Here is a 21477-nt window from a genome sequence, read left to right as displayed (position 1 = left end):
TCCATCGCCGGGTGAAGCGCGAGGCTCGACGCCTCGCCCGCTGCTTTTCCCGCTGCTTCAGCGACCCTGGAACACCGGGGCGCGCTTCTCGGCGAAGGCGCGCATCGCCTCGCGCGAGTCTTCGGACTTGCTCAATTCGGCCGTCATGTTCTGCTCGAAGCGATAGCCGTCGCGCAGGGTCATGTTCTCGATCGTGGCGGCCGACTGCTTCGCCGTGCGGCTGGCCAGCGGACTCTTGGCCGCGATGCGCCGTGCCATGTCCATGGCGGTCGGCATAAGTTGGTCAGGGGCGACACAAGCCTCGACGATGCCGCGCCGATAGAACTCAGCACCGGAGATGCGATCGCCGGAAATCATCATGCGGCGGGTCAGCGAATGGCCGCAGATGCGCTGCGCATGGCGGCCGCCGCCCATCAGGCCCACGTCAACCTCGGGCAGCCCAAACACGGCGTTCTCCGAGCAGAGCAGGATGTCGCAGCAGGCCGCGATGCCGAGCCCGGCGCCAAGCGCCACGCCGTTGACGGCGGCGATCACCGGCTTCTTGCACTCCACGATGGCGTAGCCGATCTCGCGCGCCAGCCGGTTGTGTTCCCAACGCTCGCCGGCCTCGAACACCTTGCCCGCGCGTGCCTTGATGTCCGCGCCGGCACAGAAGGCCTTGCCGGCGCCCGTCAGCACCACCACTCGAACGTCGTCCAGGTCGTTGAAGCGGTCGAATGTGCTGATCATCTCGCGCATGAATTCGGCGTTGACGGCGTTGACGGGCGGGGCGTCCATCGTCACGACAGCGATGTGATCACGGATCTCGGTGCGAATCAGGGGCATGAGTGTCTCCAGGGGTGTTGGGATATGGTGAAATCAAGATACTTGCCGGCTGGTAAGGTGTCAATCAAGGAATACGCGAGGGAAAGGCGGGAGAGCGGCGTGGGGCCTTCAGGTCCGACTTTCCTCAAGCAAAAAACACATATGTGAAATTGAAAAATACGGGTAAATATCCAATTGCTAACTTGCCGACCGGTAGATAAGATCATCTCACATTGAGAAAAACGCCGAGGAGACAAGGATGGAAGCCGCGCTTTCCAGAGAACACAACAGTCGTCCTGCCGACATCCCCCAGGTCGGCCAGGCAGGCAGCAAGCGGTTGGACATGGTGGTGGTCGGCGCCGGCTTCGGCGGCATGTACGCGATCCACCGCTTCCGCGAAATGGGCCTGAAGATCCAGGCCTTCGAGGCCGGCGGCGACGTGGGCGGCGTGTGGTATTGGAACCGCTACCCGGGGGCGCGCGTGGACCTGCCCAGCGTCGACTACAGCTATTCGTTCTCTCCCGAGATCGAGCAGGAGTGGACCTGGTCGGAACAGTTCGCCGCACAGCCGGAACTGCTCGCCTATATCAACTTCGTGGCCGACAGGCTCGATCTTCGCAAGCACATTCGGTTCAATACCCGCGTGACGAGTGCGGTGTGGGACGAGGGCCGCAAGCTGTGGACGGTGACGACCGACCGGGGCGAAACGGTCGAGGCTACCTATTGCGTGATGGCGACCGGCCCGCTGTCGATTCCGAAAGAGCCGGAGATTCCCGGCATCGAGCGCTTCCGCGGCCAACTGCTGCGCGCCGCCAAATGGCCCCACGAGCCGGTCAGCTTCGCGGGCAGGCGGGTGGGCGTGATCGGCACCGGATCGACCGGCATCCAGATCGCCCAGGAAGTCGGCAAGGAAGCCGGCGAGCTGTTCGTCTTCCAGCGTACGCCTAGCTTCACCATGCCGATGCGCAACGTGAAGCTCGAAAAGGACTACGTGGCGGAGGTCAAGCGTAACTACGCCGGCATCCGCGAAGCGGCGCGCAATAGCGCGGTCGGCGGCGTGCGGCCGCAGTCCACGCGTGCATTCTTCAGCGTGACGCCGGCGCAGCGCCGCCAGTTGCTGGAAGACGCCTGGAAGAACGGCGGCCTCGCCATGCTCGGCACCTTCGCCGACCTGATGATCAACGCGGAGGCCAACGAGGAAGTCGCGGAGTTCGTGCGCGGCAAGATCGACGAGGTGGTGCAAGACCCCGCGACTGCCGAGAAGCTCAAGCCCCGGGGCTATCCGATCTTTGCCCGCCGGCCGTGCCTCGATAGCAGCTACTACGAAACATACAACCGGTCGAACGTTCACCTGATGGACTGCCTCACCGATCCGATCATGGAGATCACGGAAAAGGGCGTGAGGACGGAGTCGGGCGAAACCGAATTGGACGCGCTGATCTTCGCCACCGGCTACGACGGACTCACGGGTGCGCTGCTTGCCTTCGACGTGGTCGGCCGCCAAGGCCGGACGGTCACCGAGAAGTGGGCGGACGGAGCACGTTCCTGCTACGGGCTGATGATGGAAGGCTTCCCGAACTTCTTCATGACCACTGGCCCGAACGGTCCGTCGGCGCTCGCCAACATCATCCGCATCAGCGAGCACGACGTCGACTGGATCGCCCAGTTGCTGACGCACATGCACAGCGAGGGCCTGGCATCGGTCGAGCCGACGTGGCAGGCCGAGCAGGCGTGGATGGACGTCGTCCGCGCGCTGGCCCAGCGCACGCTGGTCTCGAAGGCCAAGACCTGGTATGTCGGCGCCAACGTCAAGGACAAGCCGCAGGGCCTGACGATCTTCACGGGCGGCTTTAACAAGTACCGCGAACATTGCGCGGCCGCCGCGCAGGACGGCTACCGCAATTTTGCATTTGGGCGCGCGGAGGAAGTCCTGACCGCCTGATCGCAAGGCCGGAGGGCAGACGCGCACACCGCAACCTCCGGCATTTTCCTCGCTAAATCCGTCGCATTCCAAAGTCGGCCGAATCGAGCCGACGGGATTGACTCGTCCCTGCTTTCCGGAGTCGAGATCTTTTTTGATTCGTCATCCATAACTAAACTGAGGAGACAAACGAGCATGAAGAAGGCAACCCTCGCGCCCCTGGCGCCTCTGGCATTGAGCCTGCTGGCCGGCGCGGCGCATGCGCAGTCGAACGTGATCCTCTATGGCGTAGTCGATTCCGCGATCGAGTACGTCAGCAACATCTCGGCGACCGTGCCCGTCATCGATCCGAAAACGGGCGTGATTACGCGGCAGCCAGGAGGCAACCGCTTCGGCTTGCAGACGGCCGGGGGCATGTCGTCGCCGCGCTGGGGCTTGCGCGGGGAAGAGGACCTGGGCAGTGGCCTGAAGGCTCAGTTCGTGCTGGAAAGCGGTTTTGGCATCGACGACGGCAAATCGCAGCAGAGCGGGCGCCTCTTCGGGCGCCAGGCGTTTGTCGGGCTGCAGAAGGACGGTGTCGGGACGATCATGCTGGGCCGCCAGTATTCGTCGCTGCTCGACGTGATGGCGAACTTCGTGCCGCTGGCGCTGTCGCCGTTGTACGAATCGACGCCGGCGCTGGCTGGTCCTCAGTTCCGCGAGGACAACACCGTGAAGTACAAGGGCGAATTCGGCGGCCTGGTTGCCGAGGCGCACTGGAGCTTTGGTGCCGGGACGGCCACCGCCGTCGGCGTGCCGCTGTCGGGTGGCGGCAATGGCGAAACGCCCGGCCACTTCCGCGATAACTCGGCGTACGGCGCAGGCGTGTCGTATAGCTCCGGCCCGTTCGGCATCGGCCTGGCCTACGACCAGTGGAATCCTGCCGTCACGGCCGGCAACGCGATGGCGTTCAAGAAGGCTGCCGTGGGTGCGCGCTACGCCATTGGTCCGGCGCTGCTGTTCGCCGGTTACCGCTGGGGACAGAACAAGGACGCGAGCGGTGACGTGACGCTGCTGCGCGACGACTACTACTGGATCGGCGGTGTCTACTCCGCGACGCCAGCGCTGAAGCTGACGCTCGCGTATTACTACGACAACCTCAAGACCGTGCGCTTCGGCTCGGCATTGCCGGCGACCAATCTCCCGAATCCGTGGCAAGCGACCTTTGTCGCGGACTACAACCTCTCCAAGCGAACCGACGTCTACCTGACGGTGGCCTATTCGAAGAATAGCGGTCTGAATTTCGGTAATTCGACGGACGGCTTCGCGAGCGGTTACTTCCTGGACGCGGGCAGCAACCACCAGGTCGGCGCGGCTGTCGGCATGCGCCACAAGTTTTGACCGCCTGACAGTATCTCCACCTTTGCCGGACCTGCGGGTCCGCGAGGATTGCGCCCCGGCCGGATCAGGCCGGGGTCCTTTTTCGTCGGACTTCGGGCGATGGTACATAGTCCAGGCCGCGCTCGGAGGGCGGGCGGCTTGCCGCGATCAGGTCCAGTCCTCGTCCACTATGCCGTCTTCCAGGAACCGGTCGCCCGGCATGAGCGGCGGGTGGCGGTACGTGGCCGGCGTGCGACTTAGCTTGACCGGCGCTCCCAGGCCCCGGTAGGCGTCTTTCCCCTCTCCCATCGTCACCACTATTTCCCGGTGCGCGGTGTGCGGATGCTGCAAAGCGTCTGCCACCGACAGCACCGGCGCACACGGCACGCTCTTCGCGGCGAGGTCGTCGGCCAGCGTCTTGCCGTCGTGCCCGCGCAGCAGCGCATCCAGTTCCGCCTTCAGAGCCACGCGCTTGACTGAGCGCGCTCCGGCGGTCGCGTAGCGCTCGTCGTCGTCCCGGGACCGCCGAGAATGCGCGAGAGATCCACGACGCGGATGCCTGCCGGCGCGCCAAAAAGCCTTGTCTGGTCGTTTCATGGAGATGCCTTGGGAGGACTGTGCGCCGGCGTGGATGGGGCTGCCAGGGCACGTTGACGTCAGATGGCCGGGCCGGACGTCATGCTGTCGGGCCCGGCCGGTGCGGGAAGCGTAAGTATGCGGGGGTAGAGGCCGCGATGGGGCGATCGAAACCCTATTGCAGATGCGTCGGCGAAATGCCGTGCTTGCCCGCATTGAAGTTGATGATCGGGTTCGCCTGATTGCAGGTGGTCTTGCGTATCTTTCCCACGATGAGGTCGTGCGTGCCCAGGGCCTCGGTGCAGACGATGTCGCATTCGATGCTGGCGAGGGCATCCGCCAGCACCGGGAGGCCGTGGTCGCCTTTGCGCCACTCGCCGGTCGCGAATCGCGCGGGCCCTTGCGGCGTCTTGGCGAAGTGGTCGATGACCGCGCGGTGCTCCTCGCCTAGCACGTTCGCCACGAAGCGTCCGGCGCGCAGCAGGGCGCCGCGTGCCGAGGCGGTTTGCTGCACGAAGAAGCCGACCATGGGCGGCGAGGCCGATACCGAAGTCAGGCTGGAGACGATGATCCCGGCCACGTGCTCGCCGTTGCCGGTGGTTACGGCACTGATGCCGGCCGGCAGCGCGCGCATGGCGGCCTTGAACTCGTCGACGGTCACGACCTCGTCGCTGTCGTTGACTGTGACGTGGGCGCGGATGTCGCCACGCTCGTCCACCCAGCCGTGGCGGGCCGCGCCGGCCACCATGGCCAGGAAGCCGGATTCCCACGCCGGATCGCCGGCGTGGCCAGACAGGAACCGGAGGACCGAAGGCGACAGGCGCAAGTGGCGCTCGTCTTCGCGCCGCCCGATGCGGGCGATGGCGCGCTCCAGGCGCTCATGCGGCTGCGGATCGACCAGTACGTCGAGTCGTTTGAATTCGGCCGGCTCGCGCAGTGTGATGGCGCCGGCATTGGTCAGGTGGATACGCATGGCATGGTCCTCAGGCGGCGATGCGGAGGCTGCCAACCTCCTTCTGGATGGCCGGAATGATGCGATCCCCCCACAGTTCGATCTGCCTGAGCATGGTCTTCTGGTCGAAGTCGCCAAGCTGGGTCTGCAGCGCGATGTGCTTGGGACGCAGGATGCGGATTTCCTGCAGCAGCTTGTCGATGACCTCGTTGACCGAGCCGACGGGCAGGTTCTTGCGCAACTGCTCGAACGTCGGATCGGTGTCGGACGGCACTTCCTTGACCATGTAGCCGTCGTCGCTCTGCGCGCGTCGGAACTTGAGGCTCTCAGAAATGCGGCGCTGGAAGCGGGCGCAATCGAGGTAGGCGTCGATCTCGGCCTTGTTGTTGGAGGCGTAGCCGCAGCGCAGGAAGCCGAACTTGACGTCGCGGTCGAGATCCTTGCCGTTTTCAGTGGCCACCGTTTTCAGGCGCTGGCGCAGTCCGGCGATGGCGTCGTTGCCGTTGAGCAGTGCCGTCACGAAGAGGTTGTGGTTCTCGCGCACGCCGCGCGCCAGCGTGACCGGGTTGCCCGAGGTGATCCACAGCGGGGGCATCGGGTCTTGCAGGCAGCGCACGGCGATGGAGCTGAGCGGGATCTTCAGGAACTCGCCATCATGCTCGAAGATCTTCTGCGTCAGTCCCTTGGGGATGACGTCGAGGAATTCATTGAAGATGGCGCCCGATTCGGCGATGTCCACGCCGAAGCGCTCGAACTCGAATTGCTGGTATCCCGAGCCGACGCCGAGGTCGAGCCGGCCGTTCGACACCGTGTCGACAAAGCCGACTTCGGCCAGGAAGCGCGCGGGGTGGTAGAGGGGGAGAATGCAGACGGCCGTGCCCAGGCGGATGCGGTGGGTTTTGGCGGCAGTGTGCGCCACCGTCATCAGTGGCGAAGGCGACAGCGAGTAATTATTGAAATGATGCTCGGCGTACCACGCAGTATGAAAACCTGCCTGCTCCGCCATGACGGTTTGCTCAATGGAGTTATTGATGACTTCCTTCGAGGTCTGGTGATAACCTCGCTGCTGGGCCAAGATAAATACGCCGAATTCCATGATGTTTCCTGAAATTGCCTGTGAAGGTTTCAGGGAATTCTAGGTACCGCAGGTTGCCGCCCGGAATATGGGAAAGTCGACGTTCTGTACTGCAGAAATTGGAGGAATGATGGACAGGCTTCGTGCCATGGAGCTTTTCCTGTCGATTTCCACGACGGAGAGCTTCTCGGAGACGGCGCGGCAGTTCGGCGTGTCGGCCACGTCCGTGTCGCGCATGATCACCGACTTCGAGAATGAGCTGAACGTCAAGTTGCTGATGCGCTCCACGCGCCAGGTGGTGCTCACCGAGGCGGGGCAGGAATATGCGCGGGAACTCGAGGGCATTCTCTGGAACATCAACCAGGCGCACCGCAACATCACGGAGATCCGCGCCGCGCCCAAGGGCACGCTGCGCGTTCACTCGCGGGTGATGTTCGGGCTCGGGGTGCTGCCCACGCTGGTGGCGGCATTCAGTCGCCAGTATCCGGACATTCATGTCGACCTTGTGCTTTCCGAGGACAAGACGGACCTGCGTCGCAACAACTTCGATATCGACTTCCGGATTACACCGCCGGTGGAGGCCGGCCTGAAGCGCCGCATCCTCTTCCGGAGCCAGCGCTACCTGGTGGCGTCGCCGGCCTATCTGGAGCGGCGGAGGTCGCTGGCGCAACCAGGCGATATCGTCGATCACGATTGCCTGGCCTATCTGTTGCCGGGCAGCCACTATAGCTGGCACTTCAAGCGTGGGGAGGCCGTCGAGGAAGTGAATTTCAAGCCGCGGCACGTTACCAACAGCGGCATGGCGCTACTCGAGCTGGCGCGCCTGGGGGAGGGTATCGCGCTGCTGGACGACTACACGGTCCAGAACGACATCTCGCGCGGCACGCTGGCGCGGCTGCTGCCGGATTTCCGGGTGACCAACACCACGTTCGAGGAAGGGATGTACGCAACCATCCTGGACACGGCGATGATCCCGGCCAAGATTCGCCTCTTCCTCGACTTCGTCGCCGCACATGTTTCGGGCGACGAGCTTCGCTTCAGCGCGTACGGCAAGACGGGCGCACTCGCCGAGAACACGGGCGACTAGACGAGCAGGCGACACCGCGGGCGCGGCGCGGCGCGAAGTCCCGTCCCGCGCACGCGCAGGAGGGCGCCGTCCAGCGGGCCATCGGCCCGCAGCCTGCCGCTGTCGCGGATTGATGTGATGTAGAGATTTTTCAGATCCGGCCCGCCGAAGCATAGCGAGGTGGGGTGCGCCACTGGCAGGTCGATGCGGTGCGACAGCCTGCCTCATGGCATTTATTTGCCAACCCAGATACGCCCTCGACATCTCGCGCTCCACTGGAGTGGCGGGGCGCGTTCATACCGTCAGCTTTTCAGATTGCCGGACGGCGCCGGCGTTGCCTCGGCACGCGAGGCCTGGCGGACAAATCCTATTGGCTTTTGGCCGCCGGGAATATGCCGAATTCTCGCAGAACACAATCAACATCATTGGCGGGAATTGCAGGCAAGGGCCGTTCATATAATCGGTCCCAAGCCGATCGCAGCCAGGTGATCGACGCGCAATCGGCGCGTTATCGACGATTTGCGCAACGCAGCGATATACGGCAGCCATTCGATTCAAGGGGACTCCTATGAGACATGTACACGGCGCGCTGCAGCGCGCATTTTTCCTGGTGAGTGGCGCCCGTTCCGCCTCGGGAGTCCAGGCATGAGCGAGAAGCCGGTCCTGATGGAGGTTTCCGACGGCGTGGCGCTGGTGACGCTGAATCGCGCGCCAGTCAACGCACTGAACCGCGAGATGCGCCGCCAGATCGTGGCGACCTTCGATGAAATCTCGGAGCGTGACGATGTCCGCTGTGCGGTCCTGACCGGTAGCGGCAAGGTGTTCTGCGCCGGCGCCGACCTGCGAGACCGGCCGAATGCCGAGGTCGCTGGCGACTTCCTGGAGCACAACCGCATCACGCGAGAAACCGGCAATGCCATCAAGGAATGCGCGAAGCCGGTCATCGCGGCTGTCAACGGCGCCGCGCTGGGCGCGGGCCTGGGGCTGATGGCCGCCTGCGACATCCTCTACGCCTCCGAGGACGCTACCTTCGGCATGCCGGAGATCAACGTCGGCCTGGCGGGCGGCGCCTCGATGCTGCGCACGCTGTTCAGCCGTTCCACCGTGCGCCGCATGTTCTTTACCGGCCAGCGGCTGTCGGCCCACGACCTGCTGCGGCGGAACGTGCTGGAAGACGTCCTGCCCGCTGGCGAGTTGCTGTCCGCGACGATGGACCTGGCGCGCGAGATCGCGTCCAAGGCGCCGCTGGCGGTCGTGTACGCCAAGCGCGCGACCAATATGGTGGACGTGATGCCGCAACGCGACGCGTACCGCCTCGAGCAGGAATTCACGATGGCGCTGTCCCGCACGGAGGACGCCCGCGAAGCGCGCATGGCGTTCCTGGAAAAGCGCGCTCCGCAATTCAAGGGACGCTAATCATGACGCAACAGACTGAACGGCCGGGCGGGCGTCCAGGAAGGGGGCTGGAAGCCTTCTTCCACGCGCGCAGCATCGCCATCGTCGGCGTCTCGGAAGATCCCACCAAGATAGGCGGACCGCCGGTGCACATGCTGCTGAAGCATGGCTATGCCGGCACCGTATATCCCGTCAACCCGAAGGGTGGCACCGTCCAGGGGCTGCCGGTCTACACGTCGGTAAGCGAAAGGCCCACGGCGCCGGACCTCGCCATCCTGGCGGTGCCGGCGGGCGCCACGGCAGTTGCGCTGCGCGACAGCGCGGCGCGCGGCGTGAAGGGCGTGATCGTCCTGTCTTCCGGCTTCGCGGAACTGGGCGCCGAGGGCGCCGCGCTGCAGGCCGAACTGGTCGACATCGCGCATCGACGCAGTCTTCCGCCGCCACGGCGCGCTGCGCGTGCGCTCGGCCGAGGAACTGATCGACGTCGGCCACGCTGCCGCGCTGCTGATGCCGGGGCGCCCGCTGCGCAACGATGGCCTCTGGCCCTCGTGCGGCCAGAGGGGCAGGGTATCGTCGTGCTGGACGCGTTGATGATTCCCGTCGCACAAAGTGCAAAAGCCGTACAGAGTGCACAGGCCGAGCAGGCCCCCCGAGTATGAGCATGCAAACCGAATATCGCGAAAGTCGCGTGACGATCCCCGATCCGACTGCCGGGTCCGAGGTCTACCGCCAGCACGCACGCCAGTGGCTGCGTGCCAATTTGCCCGGCTTCATGCGTGCCGAGAGCCTGGACTACCGCACACCGACGCTGGACGAGTCGCGCGCCTGGGAGGCGGCCATGTACGACGCCGGCCTCGCCGGCATGACATGGCCGAAAGCCTACGGCGGCTACGGCCTGACCCTGCGCGAGCATCTGGCCGTCAACAAGGAGATCGGCGCGCTGCCGATGCCGGAAAGCGTCAGTTCGATCGGCAAGGAGCTGGCCGGTCCGATCATCATGACTGTCGGTACGGAAGCGCAGAAGCAGTCCTTCCTGCCCAGTATCCTCGCCATGCGCGAATACTGGTGCCAGGGCTTCTCGGAGCCTGACGCCGGCTCCGACCTGGCCAGGCTGCGCACCAGGGCCGTGCAGGAAGGCAATCACTGGCGCATCAACGGCCAGAAGATCTGGACCAGCGGCGCGGCCAAGGCGCACTACTGTCTGCTGCTGACCCGCACTGGCACAGTGGTCGACAAGCATCGCGGACTGCTGATGTTCGCGGTGCCGATGAATACGCCGGGCATCCGCGTGGTCCCGATCAAGTCGATCGATGGCAAGGTGTCGTTTGCGGAGGTCTTCTTCGACGACGTGATTGTACCGGACAGCGCCCGCTTGGGCGTGCCGGACGAAGGCTGGAACGCGGCGATCCGCGTGCTGTCAATCGAACGCGCCACGAATCGCATGTACCGTCCGTGGCGCTTCGAATGCGAACTGGGTCACCTGGTCAGGGCGTGCAAGTCGGACGCGCAGCTATCGCGCATGCTCGACGACGGCTACATCCTGCGCCGCATTGGTGACGTGGTGTGCGAGATCGACGCGCTCAAAGGCCTCGTCGAGCGCACTGTCGAGCGCATGGAGGCGGGCGAAGCCATCGGCGCGCGCGGCTCGCTGACCAAGTTGTACTGGTCGGAGTGCCATCAGGCATTCGCGTCGCTCGCGCTGTCGCTGATGTCGAAGGTGGGTCCGCTGTCGAGCGCGGAGGCCCGGCGGGCGCGCCAGGCATTCAGCACCGCCTACCTGTTCTCGCGCGCCGAGACGATCTACGCCGGCACCTCGGAAGTGCAGCTCGACGTCATTGCGCAGCGCATCCTCAATCTGCCCAAGGATTTGAAATGACGACGCGAGATGACGATCTGCGGCCGGAGGAATTTGCCGAGGCCGCCTGCGCGGCGATTGACGATGCGCTGCCGCGCGTTTTCCGCGATGCCGCCCGTGTACTGGCCGAGGCGGGACTGTTCGGCGTATGCGCCGGGGAGGGCGAGGGCGGCCTCGGGCTGCCCATCGACTTCGCGCTGCCCATCGCGAACGCGGCCGGCAAGCTGCAACTGCGTATGCCACTGCCCGAGCAGATCCTGCTGGCGCGCGCGTTTGGCGGCACGCCGGTTGCCGCCGAACTGGCGTCGGGCGGGAAGGTTGCAACCATCGCATGGCAAGGCGACCTGCGCAACGGGCTGGCCAGCCATGCGCGCCATGCAGCGCTGTGCGACTGGGTGCTCGTGCAGGATGACGACGGCGCCGCACTGCTCGACATGGCTAGCCTTACCGTGCAGGAGGACGGCGCGCTGGACCCGGAAGCACCGCAAGTCTGGCTCAACCTGCGCGGCGCGAGCGTGGTGGCGCGCCTCGACGCAACGGCACGTGCGACGTTGGATCACGAGTCGGCCCTCCTGATGGCGGAACTGGCCAACGGGGCGGCCGAAGGGGCGCTGGCGATGGCTGCGACCTATATGGCCACGCGCGTGCAGTTCGGACGGCCGCTGTCGGCCAAACAGGCGGTGCGTCACCTGCTGGCGCGCATGAAGCTGTTGCAGGAGGCGTCATCGGCGGCGGTGCGGCGCGCGATGACGTGCAACGAGTATGGCCAGCCGCGCAGAGCCCGCCCGGCGCTGGCCGGCGCCATCGCGAACGCGGCATTCGTCATCGAGAAAGCCATTCACTTGCACGGCGGCATGGGCTTTAGCTGGGAGTTGCCGCTGCATTACTCGCTGCGCGAGGTGCGCAAGCTCGATGCGGCATTCGGCGCGGGCGCGCTGGCGCGTGCCGTGGGACAGGAATTCATCGGGAGTATCTGAAGAATGAGCAAGCTACAGGATCTGGCCGGGCGCGTGGCGCTCGTAACCGGCGCGGGCGCCGGTATTGGACGCGCGACGGCGCGCCAATTGGCTGCCCGCGGCGCGATTGTCGGGGTGAACGACCTCAAGAACGAACTTGTCGATGCGGCCGTGGCGGAAATCCGCGCGGCCGGCGGGGATGCGTTCGCGGTGACGCAGAACGTCTCGACGCGCGACGGCATCGCGCAGGCGGTGGGCCGCGCCATGGAGCACGGCGGACGATTCGACATCCTCGTCAACAACGCGGCGTGGGTGCGCTACCAGTCGGTGCCGGAGATCATGCCTGAGACGCTCGACCGCATGCTCGACATTGGCTTCAAGGCGGTGATCTGGGGCATCCAGGCCGCCACCGAAGCGATGGACCCGGAATGCGGCGGCACCATCGTCAATGTCGCATCCACGGCTGCGCTGTCGTCGGCGCCGAATTCGGTGGTCTATTCCGGCATCAAGTCGGGCATCCTGGGCATCACCCGCGCGGCGGCGGCGGAACTGGGCGCCCGTCGCATCCGCGTCAACGCGGTCTGCCCGTCGGCCGTGCCGACCGAAGGCACGCAGCGCAATCGCAATGCCGAGCGCGATGCCAACCGCGTCGTCCGCACCCCGATGGGCCGCCTCGGCAACGTCGACGACGTGGCCGCCGGCATCTGCTTTCTCGCCAGCGACGAGGCACGCTTCATCACGGCACAGGCGCTGGTGGTGGACGGCGGCATCACCTTCAGCAATATCTGACGATGCAGACGGTCCTCATCACTGGCGCCGCATCGGGTATCGGCCGGGCCGCGGCACGCCGCTTCGCCCGCGAGGGCCGGCGGCGCGTGCTGGTCGATCGTGACGCTGCCGGCCTTGTGGCCACGCTATCCGGCATGGACGGCTGCGGGCAGGGCAGCCGCCGGGTACTGCGCGGCAACGGCCGGGCTTGAACGTGACGGTGCTGTGCCCCGGTTTTGTGCGCACGGAACTGGTCGAAAGCCTGATCGCGTCGGGCCGCCTGGACCCGGAGCAGGCCGTGGCGAAGATTCCGCTCGGCCGGATGGCGGATCCCGCTGAAATGGCCGAGGCGCTTTGCTTTCTCGCCCTGACGGCAGCCCATCTGAAACGGGCCAATTCGGGATCGGCCCGCTCGTCTCATCCGTCTCAATCGCCTCGCAGCAGCGCGTAGTAGGGATCGTCCGGGCAGCGCGCGCCGTTTGGCACGCGCGGGCCGAAGCGCTCGGCCTCGGTGCCTTCCGGCGTGCCGAGCGGACGGATCCAGTCGTAGACCACCACGCGGCGCGCAATGCGCCATTCTCCGTTTCGCTTCTCGAAGCGGTCGACATAGCGTCCGGCCAGGAACACCTCGTGCTGGACGCCGGCCGAGTCGGCATCGCGCTGCAACGCCTGGAAATATGATTCGACCGCTGCCCAGTCGCCCCGCAGCGTGATCGACAGGTTTGACACGATGTGGACCGATCGCTCGCTTTTCCTCAGCTTGGCCAGTGCCAGGTCGATGAAGCCGGCGGCGCTGCCGGAGTAAGCGCCGTGCCGGTCGGTCGCGTCTTCCCAGTACGCGCTGCTCAGCGCCGCCTCGTCGCAGCGGTCGATGCCCCGGCAGTAGCGATACATGCACTCGCGGATCGCTTCGCGATCAAGCAACTGTTCGATGGCAGAATAAGCGTCGGTGGGTGGTGTTGTCATTCGGGAGTCTCCTTGGCAACAAGCGGGCGGCCATCGGCACGGCCATCCCGCGGGTGGGAAATCGGGCCTACCGGGCCGGCTTCGCGGCGTAGCCGGGCGGGAGCATGGCCATCAGGTTGCGGGCCAGGCCGCCGTCCACGAGGATCTCCTGGCCGTTGACATAAGACGCGCGCTCGCTGACGGCGAACAACACCGCGTCGGCAATGTCCTCCGGCATGGCGATGCGGCGTGCCGGCACAAGCTCGGCGCGCCGGATCAGCACATCGTTGTCCTGGTAGAAGCGCTCGCTCAGCGGCGTGCGCACCAGGCCGGGACTGACCACGTTGCTGCGGATGCCATGGTCGGCCAGTTCCAGCGCAAGCTGGCTGGACAACATCAGCAGCCCGGCCTTGCTCACGCTGTATGCGCCGCCGAACGGCAGCGGCACGCTACCGCCGATCGAGGCGACATGCGCGAGCGCGCCAGCGCCGCGTTCGATCATGTGCGCGCCGAACGCCTGGGTGCACGCCAGCGCGCCGGTCAGGTTGACGGCCAGCGTGGCGTTCCAGCGTTCGAGGTGCATCTCCATCAGCGCCGACGGCATACTGACTGCGGCATTGTTGACGAGCACTTCGCACGGTCCGAGCAAGTTCCGGCATGTATCGGCGGCCTTCCGCACGCTTTCGGTATTGGCGATGTCGCAACCGAGAGCGATTGCGGTACCGCCGCCCGCGCGCACCTGTCCGACGACGCGTTCAATGGCTGCCTCGTGTTGTGTCCCGGGCCGATCGAGTACGCCGACGGCGGCGCCGGCGCGGCCAAATGCCAAGGCGATTGCGGCGCCGATGCCGCCCGCACCGCCTGTGACGACGCAGACCTTGCCGCGCAGGCCGAGCCAGTCGGCGCCCGTGTCGAAAGCACGGTCTACGGCGCCATCAGATGCTGGATAGTCCATCATTCGTTCTGTTTTTGAGGCAACTCGAGCGAATCGAGCATTGCGGAAGGGTTATTCGGCACATCCGGCCGTCGGATACACGTCTCCAGCTCGATTATCCAGCATACGAATTCCGCTATTGCAGGGCATTCGGTTGATTGTGTTCTGCAGGGCAGGGGCATATTCGCCGGCCCCCCGGACTCCTAAGATACCGGGGAAGATGTGCCGCCCAGGGCGATCGGCGGCCGCACGAGGCCGCGAAATCAGGCGGTCCTCCAAGACAGCGACATCAATGGAGACAACCAAGGCTGTCTTGCAGTATGCCTTCGGTAGAAGGGTCCGGCGTCAAAGGTGATCGTCACGCTCCTGCAGCCGTATTTGCAGCCCGATAATTATTAAATCTATTTACGGGATGTTGTACTAGGCCAATTTCATCAACCAGCTGGCGCTCTCTCGGGAGCGCCATTTTCTTGCCCACTTCCCTATGATCCTCGAACTTGGCCGGGTCGATCCGGCATCCGCCGCTCGGAGCAAGCCCATTCTGTCTGCCGTGAACCTCGTCATGCTGCATGCGGGCGCAGGATGCCCTGCCGGCCGCCGAGTCCACACACAGCGGGTGGCAGTGCCAGGGCACAGCCGTACCACAAGTTTGGTCGCTCAACAGCAATCCCTTTCAAAATTCAAGGAATGAGAAGCAATCGTATTTAGTTGGATACATTAGGCGGCCTATGTTTTCCGGATTGCCGTCATGATTGTTTTCCCATTTTCCGTTCGCCGCTTCGCCTGGCATGCCGGCCTCGCGCTGCTCCCCGTTGCCCAGTCCGTCCACGCCGCATCGCAGGACGCGGCCGCACCGACGGAACTGCCTGAAGTGCGCGTCAGCGCAGGCACTAGCGGGTACATGCCATCCGTCGCCAGCGGTGCCACCCGAACAGAAACGCCGCTACACGAGGTACCGCAGTCGGTTCGCGTCGTGACTTCGCAACTGATCGACGACCTGGGTGCAACGCGCCTGTCCGAAACCGTGGACTACGTCAGCGGTATTGCCCGCCTGAACGATTTTGGTGGTACCTGGGACAATTACGCGATCCGCGGCTTCAGCAGCACCGATATGGGTTTTCTGGTCAATGGCTTCCCCGGTGCCCGCGGCTATAACCCAATGCGAGACACTGCCACGGTGGATCGGTTCGAGTTCCTGAAAGGCCCGGCCGCAGCGCTCTATGGCAACAGCGAACCCGGCGGCACCATCAACATCGTTACCAAAAAGCCGCAGTTCACCCGGGCCAATACCGCAGACCTGAGTATCGGCTCGCTCGGTTTCCGGCGAGCGGCGCTGGACAGCACTGGCCCAATCACGGAGAACGTGGCCTACCGGCTCAATGTAATGGCGGAAGACGGGGCCAACCGCAGTTCGCTGCTCGACAACAGCAAGTACCTCGTGGCCCCTGCTTTCGCCTGGGTAATCGACAATAAGACGCTACTGCAGTACGAGGGCGAGTTCATGCGCGCGCGCACGCCGCTGGACCGGGGCCTGATCAACGTCAACGGCCGCATCGACCTGCCTCGCGACCGCGTCTTGGGTGAACCAGGGGACCCCAACCTGCATCTGTCCAGCGACACCCATCAGCTCACACTGGACCGTGAACTGGCGCCTGGCTGGCGCACGCGCATCGGCATGAGCTACAAGGAATCCGGCTTCTACGGCGAAGCCGCAGAGTTCGGCAGCCTGCTAGCCGATGGTCGCACCCTGACCCGCCGCAACAGCTGGCGCAGCCTGCCGTCGCGGGACACCTCGGCACAGGCCGAAGTGGAAGGCAAGTTCCAGACCGGTGGTCTGGGGCACACTGTGCTGGCGGGAGTGGACGCATCGCGCCTCTATATGGGCATGGATATCGCCTACTCCAGCATTGCATCCAATCCGTATGCTATCGACATCTACCAGCCGGTGTACGGCCAGCCGCAGCCGCCGGTGGCGCCGAGCATCAGCACCCGCGAGAATCAGCGCAGCCTCGGTGTGTACCTGCAGGACCAGATCGATCTCTCCGAACAATGGAAGCTACTTGCCGGCGTGCGGCTGGACAACTATCGCCAGACGGTGGACAACCTGATCACGGCGAAATCCACCAGCCAAAGCCAGAGCGCGGTGTCGCCACGCGTGGGCCTGACTTGGCTGCCGGGCGCGCAGACCTCGCTCTACCTGTCGCTGGGCAAGTCCTTCCGTCCCAACAGCGGTGTGGACGAGGCGGGGAATGCCTTCGACCCGCAGCACTGCCGGGCGCTGGAGGCCGGCGCAAAGTGGCAGTCGGCCGACCAGCGGCTGGGTGCGACGCTGGCAGTGTTCGATATAGTCAAGCAAAACGTGCTGACCCGCAGCCCCACCAATGCCAACTTCAGCGTGGCTGCAGGCGAGGTACAAAGCCGCGGACTGGAGTTCGATGCGTTCGGCCAACTCGACGCGCACTGGCGCGTTAGCGGCAGTTTCGCCCTCGTCAACGCCAGAGTGACGAAGGACAACGCAATTGCCGTGGGCACGCGCCTGACCAACATCCCCAAGGTAAGCGCGAGCCTGCTGGCGATCAGAGAGGACGCAATGCCGCTAGGCGGGCGTTACGGTGTAGGCAGCGGCCTGGTCTACGTGGGCTCGCGCTCCGGCAATGCAACCGACACCTATTCGCTGCCTGCCTACGCCACCGTCAAGCTGGTGACATACTGGCAGATTGATCGAAACACCCGGATCTCGCTGGACGTGCACAACCTGTTCAACAAGAATTACTACCCCGCATCATGGGGAAACCTAGCGGTCACCCCGGGCTTGGGCCGGCAGATCGTTGCCGGCCTGCGGTACCAGTTCTGAAGAAAACCGCCCACGCCCCTGAATCTCTGAATTCCGGAATGTCTGCCTTTGCAGGGCTCGCCGCGTATCCACCCTGTTCACCCGTCGTTCGGGACCCGCAGGTCGGTGAGGCGCCTTCTCTTTTGCCAGCCCGGCGTAAAAAAATGGAGCCTCGCGGGCTCCATTCGTTCAGCAGGTCGGTACACCTTACAGCGCGGCGTCCTTCAGTTTCTTCAACGGGCGAACCTTGACCTTGACGGTGGCCGGCTTTGCAGCGAACCACTGATCTTCGCCGGTGAACGGGTTCTTTCCGAAGCGCTTCTTGGTCGCCGGCACTTGCAGGGCGGTGACCTTGAGCAGGCCGGGGAGCGTGAACTCGCCCGCGCCCTTCTTGTGCACCGCGCTCAGGACGGTGTTTTCCAAGTGGGCCAGCACGGTCTTGACGGTCTTGGCGTCCAGCTCGGTCTGGGCGACCAGGTGGGCCAGCAAGCTCGCCTTGGTGAAAGTGTCCTTCAGCGGCTTCGCTACCGGTGCAGCCGCAGCGGCCTTCTTTGCCGGTGCTACTGCTTTTTTGGCCGGCGCTGCCTTTTTGGCGGCGGGCTTGGCCGGGGTCTTTACGACAGCTTTCGCTTTGGTTGCCATGGATTCTCTGGTCTGGTTACTCGTTGATATGTCGCCGTAGAGGCATTCGCGAGAATAGCAAATTCCATGCGATGTGTGCGACTACGCGAAACCAACAATTACAACTGCGCATCGATGGTGGCAGCGATCCGGTCGCAGGTACGCAGGCTGGCCAGGCCGAGCAGGGCGGCCACGTCTAGCCTGGAAACGCCGGCAAGCAGTTGGCGCCGGCAGAAGGTGTTGCGCAGGACGCGCGGGCTCATGTCATCGCCCTCGAACCCGACCGCCTGCAGTGCATCTCGCACTATCTTTCCTAGGCTAGCGTCGGTGGTCGGCTTGCCGAGTTCAGTGAGCGTGAACAGAAGGTCGCCGGCGATCGGCAGCGCGGCTCGCCGATCGAGCCACAGGCGCAGAATTGGCAGGGCGAAGTCGGGAACGCTGACCGTCCGGGCATCCCGGGCTCCATGCGCTGGGATGGAGAGTGCAGGGTGCCGCTGGTCCAGTATCAGATGTGGAAGGGCCGCTGCCCTTCCTTCAGCCGCAGTGAGATCTGTGGCCAGGAATAGGGCCACGATCGCTCGGCCGCGCAATTGGGCCAGATCGTCGTTGGCTTGCGGCTGTACGTGCTCCTGCAACCGTGCGTCTTCGCTTGCATCGAGGAAGAGCGGAATCGGCTCCCCATCTGGCCAATGCCCTTCCCTGACTAGCTTTTCCGCTGGATTGCTCTTGCGCACGCCGGCGGCGACCAACTGGCGGCATAGTCGATCGCTCAGCTTCAGGTAGCGCATCCGGGTGCTGGCGGTGTACGCGCGGGCCTCTGGGGTGAGCCAAAAGCTAGCGATATGATCAGGCCCGAAGCTGGTCAGTGAGGAATCGGTAGCCATACCATGTGGCCCTTGGCGCAGACCGGGCAATCGCGTAACGACCTGCCAGTGAGTCGCGGGTAACGGTCACGGTAGTCGTCCATGGCGCTGCAAGTGTCTTCCGCAGGGGCCACGACGCCTAGCAGCCTGCGGCAGGTGGCAAGTTTGGCGGCGCGGTGGCGATTGGCCAGCAGGCCGTAACTGCGGATGTGCTTGAAGCCGCTGGGCGGAATATGCAACAGGAAGCGACGGATGAACTCGTCGGCCGCGAGCTCATGGTCGGCTTGCGGCCCCATGTTTGTAGTCCTTCCACTGGAAGGTCACCGCGTCGCCGTTGAAGCGCTGCAGCCGGTGGTTGCAGATAAGCCGGGACGGCAGGCGGTCCAGTGCTCGCCATCGTGCGCGATATCGCCGCCCGGCACCACGCAGCGCACGTGCGGATGATGCTGCAGGTTCTGCCCCCAGGTATGCACGATCATGATGCTGCCGATGGCAGCGCCCAGGTGCTTCGGATCGGCAGCGATCGTGCGCAGGGCGTCTGCGCCGTCAACATTTTTCTGGGAAAACATTATTTCGCGTGTGCCCCCGGTGTATCCATGCACGTATATGGCATTGGCGGGAATGGCTTTGCAGTGGATTCAGAATTTTTGCATATGTCTATGCAATTATTATTGGGATAAATCTATAAGCGAAAAATATAACCAGGGCTCGTGCACCATCCCTCCCATTATCCAGATCCACTTTTTCTCCAGCGACCAGAATAACTAAGTGCTCGCAAACCGGGTCATCCTCGTTTTATGACAACCTCCACCTATCTGGCACCTTCATTTCAAATGGTATGGGAATAATTAATTCTGTGTTGAATAAAAATCGACGGCTATATTTTTCTTCGCAAAATATTTCCGCACGTAAAATACAATTTTTGTGTCAAAAATCTAATTTACCGACCGAATCATACGCTTTACACCTTCAACAGAAGAACCATGTCCCATCGGTCAATACCCGGTCCGTAGCCATCCGGCGTCATGTCCACGGGGACAAAGCCAAACCGGAGGTAGAACTGCTTCGTATGCTGGCTGGTGCCTAAAGTCACGCGTGATATGCTGCCGGATGCGCTTATAGCTGCGAGCCGCGTTTCCATCAGCCTGCGACCCAGGCCCTGCCCGTGCAGGATTTGATCGACCATACCCCAGCAGAGAGATGCTGTTTCGTTGTCCGATTGAACGATATGGCCCCCGCAGGCGACAATCCGGCCATCCCGCTCGATAACGTGGTATTGCTGCATCAATCCCGCCAAGAATTGTTGAAACGAAGCCAGCTCTGATTTATCAAAGAATCGCGGCGTGTTACCGTCGAAAAGACGCAGACAGGCGTCGCTATCAATGATTTTATAAGGACGGATATTATCCATTTTGGCTCAAATTGAGACTTCTATTGGTGATACCGTACAGTGAGTATATCGGCATGGCCTCGCAGGTTATCTCGCCATGCGCTCGTCGTAGTGCATCGTGGTCGCTAGAACGATCCGGCATTTGATCCTCGAGAGCCCGAGTCGGCGTACTAAGGGCAGGGAGAAGATCGTCGGAAGGACACTCGCTGAGCAATAGCTGCAACGCACCCCGCGCCGCTGCAGGGCGTCGGCAACATCATTGCGTAGCATTACATCGCGGCTGTGAGCAAAGATATCGAGTTGCATCGACTTCAACACCCAGAATAATGTGACCGTTCAAGGCATGAGGAGGGATTCTAATCCATCTGGCTGCTCAGGAGCCGGTGGGGAGTGGACGCATCAGCGGCGACCAGGCGGAAACCATGCCAGCGCGGCCAATGGGCGGATACGCGCTGGAGTAGCCAATGGGATACTCCGTCCATACCGAATCCACTTCCCGCATCAAGCGCCCGGCGAGAACATGGTCGCCCAGCTTGGATGCCTTTGCCTCGAGGCTCTCCAGCTCAGTTGCCGGCAGCTCGGACAGATCAAATTGACAATTGAGTTTTCGTTGTCGGAAGGTCGTTTTTGGCCGCATCAGGCACCTGAGGAACAACGCGCATACGTTGGTCAACTACGGCGCTCGGCATCGAAAGGGCCTGCCGATCAGCAGTAGCATCGCGGAGTCCGCGCTGACCCAGGTCGTCAGCCATCGCATGGGACAGGAGGCGACAGATGCGCTGGACGGACGAAGGGGCGCACTGCATGGTGCAGGTCGGGGTCGCGGTTTTGAACGAGGAGTTCTTGCCCGACCGCATCTCCGCACTCGAGATCGCCGCCTCGCGTCACCGCCAATGAGCCGGACATGTATCGCCAGACCGGCACGCCCTGCTTGATTTCCTCGGCAAGCGCCGGCCAGGAAGTCTCCCCTGGGCCCAACTCGATGAGGCGAGTTATGACTTTTGCGTCATATGCGCCAAGCTGAGCGAGGCAGAACGACCGAAACGATAAAAATGTTGCCAATCATGGACTTTAATAGCAGTAAAGTCTAAGTTTGTGAACATATCTCGGTCTTGATCGCCAGCGCCACCAGCACTATAATGTTCGCAATAGCAGACCTAAAGC

The 21477-nt window shown here is 63.7% G+C and carries 22 protein-coding genes and 2 pseudogenes; 12 read left to right on the top strand and 12 right to left on the bottom strand.

Features of this window, described 5'->3' with window-relative positions; genetic code table 11:
* Positions 1-57 precede the first annotated feature (57 nt).
* Complete coding sequence (locus AC3FOF_RS26065) at positions 58-825, bottom strand: enoyl-CoA hydratase/isomerase family protein (RefSeq protein WP_017229582.1); 768 nt, start codon at positions 823-825, stop codon at positions 58-60.
* A 238-nt stretch (positions 826-1063) separates the two neighbouring features.
* Here AC3FOF_RS26065 and AC3FOF_RS26060 point away from each other — a divergent pair, with 238 nt between their 5' ends.
* Both AC3FOF_RS26060 and AC3FOF_RS26055 read left to right on the top strand, forming a co-directional pair.
* Entirely contained in the window at positions 1064-2746 is a 1683-nt protein-coding gene (locus AC3FOF_RS26060; RefSeq protein ID WP_017229581.1) for an FAD-dependent oxidoreductase, read from the top strand.
* Positions 2747-2920: 174 nt separating this feature from the next.
* Positions 2921-4105: a porin gene (locus tag AC3FOF_RS26055; protein ID WP_488728250.1), complete on the top strand. Its 1185-nt coding sequence runs from the start codon at positions 2921-2923 to the stop codon at positions 4103-4105.
* Between the two features lie 147 nt (positions 4106-4252).
* Here the strand turns inward: AC3FOF_RS26055 and AC3FOF_RS26050 are convergent.
* The 3 genes and pseudogenes from AC3FOF_RS26050 to AC3FOF_RS26040 all read right to left on the bottom strand — a co-directional run.
* Positions 4253-4597 (bottom strand): annotated as a pseudogene (locus AC3FOF_RS26050) (CoA transferase); the annotation flags it as partial.
* A 238-nt stretch (positions 4598-4835) separates the two neighbouring features.
* Complete coding sequence (locus tag AC3FOF_RS26045) at positions 4836-5633, bottom strand: flavin reductase family protein (RefSeq protein ID WP_017229578.1); 798 nt, start codon at positions 5631-5633, stop codon at positions 4836-4838.
* A gap of 10 nt (positions 5634-5643) precedes the next feature.
* Positions 5644-6708 (bottom strand): LLM class flavin-dependent oxidoreductase, encoded by a 1065-nt coding sequence (locus AC3FOF_RS26040; RefSeq protein ID WP_488728249.1) that lies wholly within the window; start codon positions 6706-6708, stop codon positions 5644-5646.
* Positions 6709-6835: 127 nt separating this feature from the next.
* On the opposite strand from AC3FOF_RS26040, the gene AC3FOF_RS26035 reads away from it, so the two are divergent.
* Positions 6836-7774, top strand: coding sequence for a LysR substrate-binding domain-containing protein (locus tag AC3FOF_RS26035; RefSeq protein WP_017229576.1), 939 nt, complete (start codon positions 6836-6838; stop codon positions 7772-7774).
* On the opposite strand, the gene AC3FOF_RS26030 is transcribed toward AC3FOF_RS26035, so the two are convergent.
* The gene (locus AC3FOF_RS26030) at positions 7771-7971 is read right to left on the bottom strand and encodes an SMP-30/gluconolactonase/LRE family protein (RefSeq protein ID WP_488728291.1); all 201 of its coding nucleotides are present in this window, start codon (positions 7969-7971) and stop codon (positions 7771-7773) included. The genes AC3FOF_RS26035 and AC3FOF_RS26030 overlap by 4 nt on opposite strands.
* Before the next feature lie 427 nt (positions 7972-8398).
* On the opposite strand from AC3FOF_RS26030, the gene AC3FOF_RS26025 reads away from it, so the two are divergent.
* Genes AC3FOF_RS26025 through AC3FOF_RS25995 form a run of 7 tightly spaced genes read left to right on the top strand, consistent with a single transcriptional unit; the run spans position 8399 to position 13178 of the window.
* A complete protein-coding gene (locus AC3FOF_RS26025; protein ID WP_017229575.1) occupies positions 8399-9169 on the top strand; it encodes an enoyl-CoA hydratase/isomerase family protein in 771 nt (256 codons plus the stop codon).
* Between the two features lie 2 nt (positions 9170-9171).
* Complete coding sequence (locus tag AC3FOF_RS26020; RefSeq protein ID WP_488728248.1) at positions 9172-9807, top strand: CoA-binding protein; 636 nt, start codon at positions 9172-9174, stop codon at positions 9805-9807.
* A gap of 2 nt (positions 9808-9809) precedes the next feature.
* The gene (locus tag AC3FOF_RS26015) at positions 9810-11024 is read left to right on the top strand and encodes an acyl-CoA dehydrogenase family protein (protein WP_488728247.1); all 1215 of its coding nucleotides are present in this window, start codon (positions 9810-9812) and stop codon (positions 11022-11024) included.
* Entirely contained in the window at positions 11021-11980 is a 960-nt protein-coding gene (locus AC3FOF_RS26010) for an acyl-CoA dehydrogenase family protein (RefSeq protein ID WP_488728246.1), read from the top strand. The genes AC3FOF_RS26015 and AC3FOF_RS26010 overlap by 4 nt, the downstream gene beginning before the upstream one ends.
* A gap of 3 nt (positions 11981-11983) precedes the next feature.
* On the top strand, positions 11984-12748 hold the full coding sequence (locus AC3FOF_RS26005) for an SDR family NAD(P)-dependent oxidoreductase (protein ID WP_488728245.1): 765 nt from the start codon (positions 11984-11986) through the stop codon (positions 12746-12748).
* A 2-nt stretch (positions 12749-12750) separates the two neighbouring features.
* Positions 12751-12939, top strand: coding sequence for an SDR family NAD(P)-dependent oxidoreductase (locus AC3FOF_RS26000; RefSeq protein WP_488728244.1), 189 nt, complete (start codon positions 12751-12753; stop codon positions 12937-12939).
* Positions 12936-13178 (top strand): hypothetical protein, encoded by a 243-nt coding sequence (locus tag AC3FOF_RS25995; protein ID WP_017229570.1) that lies wholly within the window; start codon positions 12936-12938, stop codon positions 13176-13178. The genes AC3FOF_RS26000 and AC3FOF_RS25995 overlap by 4 nt, the downstream gene beginning before the upstream one ends.
* On the opposite strand, the gene AC3FOF_RS25990 is transcribed toward AC3FOF_RS25995, so the two are convergent.
* On the bottom strand, positions 13154-13693 hold the full coding sequence (locus AC3FOF_RS25990; RefSeq protein ID WP_017229569.1) for a nuclear transport factor 2 family protein: 540 nt from the start codon (positions 13691-13693) through the stop codon (positions 13154-13156). The two genes, AC3FOF_RS25995 and AC3FOF_RS25990, sit on opposite strands and share 25 nt — an antisense overlap.
* Positions 13694-13760: 67 nt before the next feature.
* Entirely contained in the window at positions 13761-14630 is an 870-nt protein-coding gene (locus tag AC3FOF_RS25985) for an SDR family NAD(P)-dependent oxidoreductase (RefSeq protein WP_488728243.1), read from the bottom strand.
* Positions 14631-15354: 724 nt separating this feature from the next.
* On the opposite strand from AC3FOF_RS25985, the gene AC3FOF_RS25980 reads away from it, so the two are divergent.
* Positions 15355-17460 (top strand): TonB-dependent siderophore receptor, encoded by a 2106-nt coding sequence (locus AC3FOF_RS25980; protein ID WP_488728242.1) that lies wholly within the window; start codon positions 15355-15357, stop codon positions 17458-17460.
* Positions 17461-17646: 186 nt separating this feature from the next.
* Here AC3FOF_RS25980 and AC3FOF_RS25975 read toward each other — a convergent pair whose 3' ends face one another.
* From AC3FOF_RS25975 to AC3FOF_RS25955, 5 genes and pseudogenes are all read right to left on the bottom strand, one after another.
* Positions 17647-18081, bottom strand: coding sequence for an HU family DNA-binding protein (locus tag AC3FOF_RS25975; RefSeq protein WP_488728241.1), 435 nt, complete (start codon positions 18079-18081; stop codon positions 17647-17649).
* Positions 18082-18179: 98 nt separating this feature from the next.
* The gene (locus AC3FOF_RS25970) at positions 18180-18944 is read right to left on the bottom strand and encodes a tyrosine-type recombinase/integrase (RefSeq protein ID WP_488728240.1); all 765 of its coding nucleotides are present in this window, start codon (positions 18942-18944) and stop codon (positions 18180-18182) included.
* Positions 18923-19465: pseudogene (locus AC3FOF_RS25965) on the bottom strand (transposase); the annotation flags it as partial. The gene AC3FOF_RS25970 and the pseudogene AC3FOF_RS25965, both read right to left, overlap by 22 nt.
* Positions 19466-19884: 419 nt before the next feature.
* On the bottom strand, positions 19885-20334 hold the full coding sequence (locus AC3FOF_RS25960) for a GNAT family N-acetyltransferase (RefSeq protein WP_488728239.1): 450 nt from the start codon (positions 20332-20334) through the stop codon (positions 19885-19887).
* Between the two features lie 352 nt (positions 20335-20686).
* The gene (locus tag AC3FOF_RS25955; RefSeq protein ID WP_488728238.1) at positions 20687-20986 is read right to left on the bottom strand and encodes a hypothetical protein; all 300 of its coding nucleotides are present in this window, start codon (positions 20984-20986) and stop codon (positions 20687-20689) included.
* Between the two features lie 101 nt (positions 20987-21087).
* Between AC3FOF_RS25955 and AC3FOF_RS25950 the strand changes: the two genes are divergently transcribed.
* Complete coding sequence (locus AC3FOF_RS25950) at positions 21088-21210, top strand: hypothetical protein (protein WP_488728237.1); 123 nt, start codon at positions 21088-21090, stop codon at positions 21208-21210.
* Positions 21211-21477 lie beyond the last annotated feature (267 nt).

Source organism: Cupriavidus sp. 96C5-1 (assembly GCF_057798855.1).
Note: the sequence above shows the minus strand (reverse complement) of the source record. Positions and strands in the feature narration are given on the sequence as shown.

What these genes read in the sequence shown, in the direction of transcription:
- AC3FOF_RS26065 (WP_017229582.1), bottom strand. Translation starts at nt 825, where the DNA reads ATGCCCCTGATTCGCACCGAGATCCGTGATCACATCGCTGTCGTGACG.
- AC3FOF_RS26060 (WP_017229581.1), top strand. Translation starts at nt 1,064, where the DNA reads ATGGAAGCCGCGCTTTCCAGAGAACACAACAGTCGTCCTGCCGACATC.
- AC3FOF_RS26055 (WP_488728250.1), top strand. Translation starts at nt 2,921, where the DNA reads ATGAAGAAGGCAACCCTCGCGCCCCTGGCGCCTCTGGCATTGAGCCTG.
- AC3FOF_RS26045 (WP_017229578.1), bottom strand. Translation starts at nt 5,633, where the DNA reads ATGCGTATCCACCTGACCAATGCCGGCGCCATCACACTGCGCGAGCCG.
- AC3FOF_RS26040 (WP_488728249.1), bottom strand. Translation starts at nt 6,708, where the DNA reads ATGGAATTCGGCGTATTTATCTTGGCCCAGCAGCGAGGTTATCACCAG.
- AC3FOF_RS26035 (WP_017229576.1), top strand. Translation starts at nt 6,836, where the DNA reads ATGGAGCTTTTCCTGTCGATTTCCACGACGGAGAGCTTCTCGGAGACG.
- AC3FOF_RS26025 (WP_017229575.1), top strand. Translation starts at nt 8,399, where the DNA reads ATGAGCGAGAAGCCGGTCCTGATGGAGGTTTCCGACGGCGTGGCGCTG.
- AC3FOF_RS26020 (WP_488728248.1), top strand. Translation starts at nt 9,172, where the DNA reads ATGACGCAACAGACTGAACGGCCGGGCGGGCGTCCAGGAAGGGGGCTG.
- AC3FOF_RS26015 (WP_488728247.1), top strand. Translation starts at nt 9,810, where the DNA reads ATGCAAACCGAATATCGCGAAAGTCGCGTGACGATCCCCGATCCGACT.
- AC3FOF_RS26010 (WP_488728246.1), top strand. Translation starts at nt 11,021, where the DNA reads ATGACGACGCGAGATGACGATCTGCGGCCGGAGGAATTTGCCGAGGCC.
- AC3FOF_RS26005 (WP_488728245.1), top strand. Translation starts at nt 11,984, where the DNA reads ATGAGCAAGCTACAGGATCTGGCCGGGCGCGTGGCGCTCGTAACCGGC.
- AC3FOF_RS26000 (WP_488728244.1), top strand. Translation starts at nt 12,751, where the DNA reads ATGCAGACGGTCCTCATCACTGGCGCCGCATCGGGTATCGGCCGGGCC.
- AC3FOF_RS25990 (WP_017229569.1), bottom strand. Translation starts at nt 13,693, where the DNA reads ATGACAACACCACCCACCGACGCTTATTCTGCCATCGAACAGTTGCTT.
- AC3FOF_RS25985 (WP_488728243.1), bottom strand. Translation starts at nt 14,630, where the DNA reads ATGATGGACTATCCAGCATCTGATGGCGCCGTAGACCGTGCTTTCGAC.
- AC3FOF_RS25980 (WP_488728242.1), top strand. Translation starts at nt 15,355, where the DNA reads ATGATTGTTTTCCCATTTTCCGTTCGCCGCTTCGCCTGGCATGCCGGC.
- AC3FOF_RS25975 (WP_488728241.1), bottom strand. Translation starts at nt 18,081, where the DNA reads ATGGCAACCAAAGCGAAAGCTGTCGTAAAGACCCCGGCCAAGCCCGCC.
- AC3FOF_RS25970 (WP_488728240.1), bottom strand. Translation starts at nt 18,944, where the DNA reads ATGGCTACCGATTCCTCACTGACCAGCTTCGGGCCTGATCATATCGCT.
- AC3FOF_RS25960 (WP_488728239.1), bottom strand. Translation starts at nt 20,334, where the DNA reads ATGGATAATATCCGTCCTTATAAAATCATTGATAGCGACGCCTGTCTG.
- AC3FOF_RS25950 (WP_488728237.1), top strand. Translation starts at nt 21,088, where the DNA reads ATGCGCTGGACGGACGAAGGGGCGCACTGCATGGTGCAGGTCGGGGTC.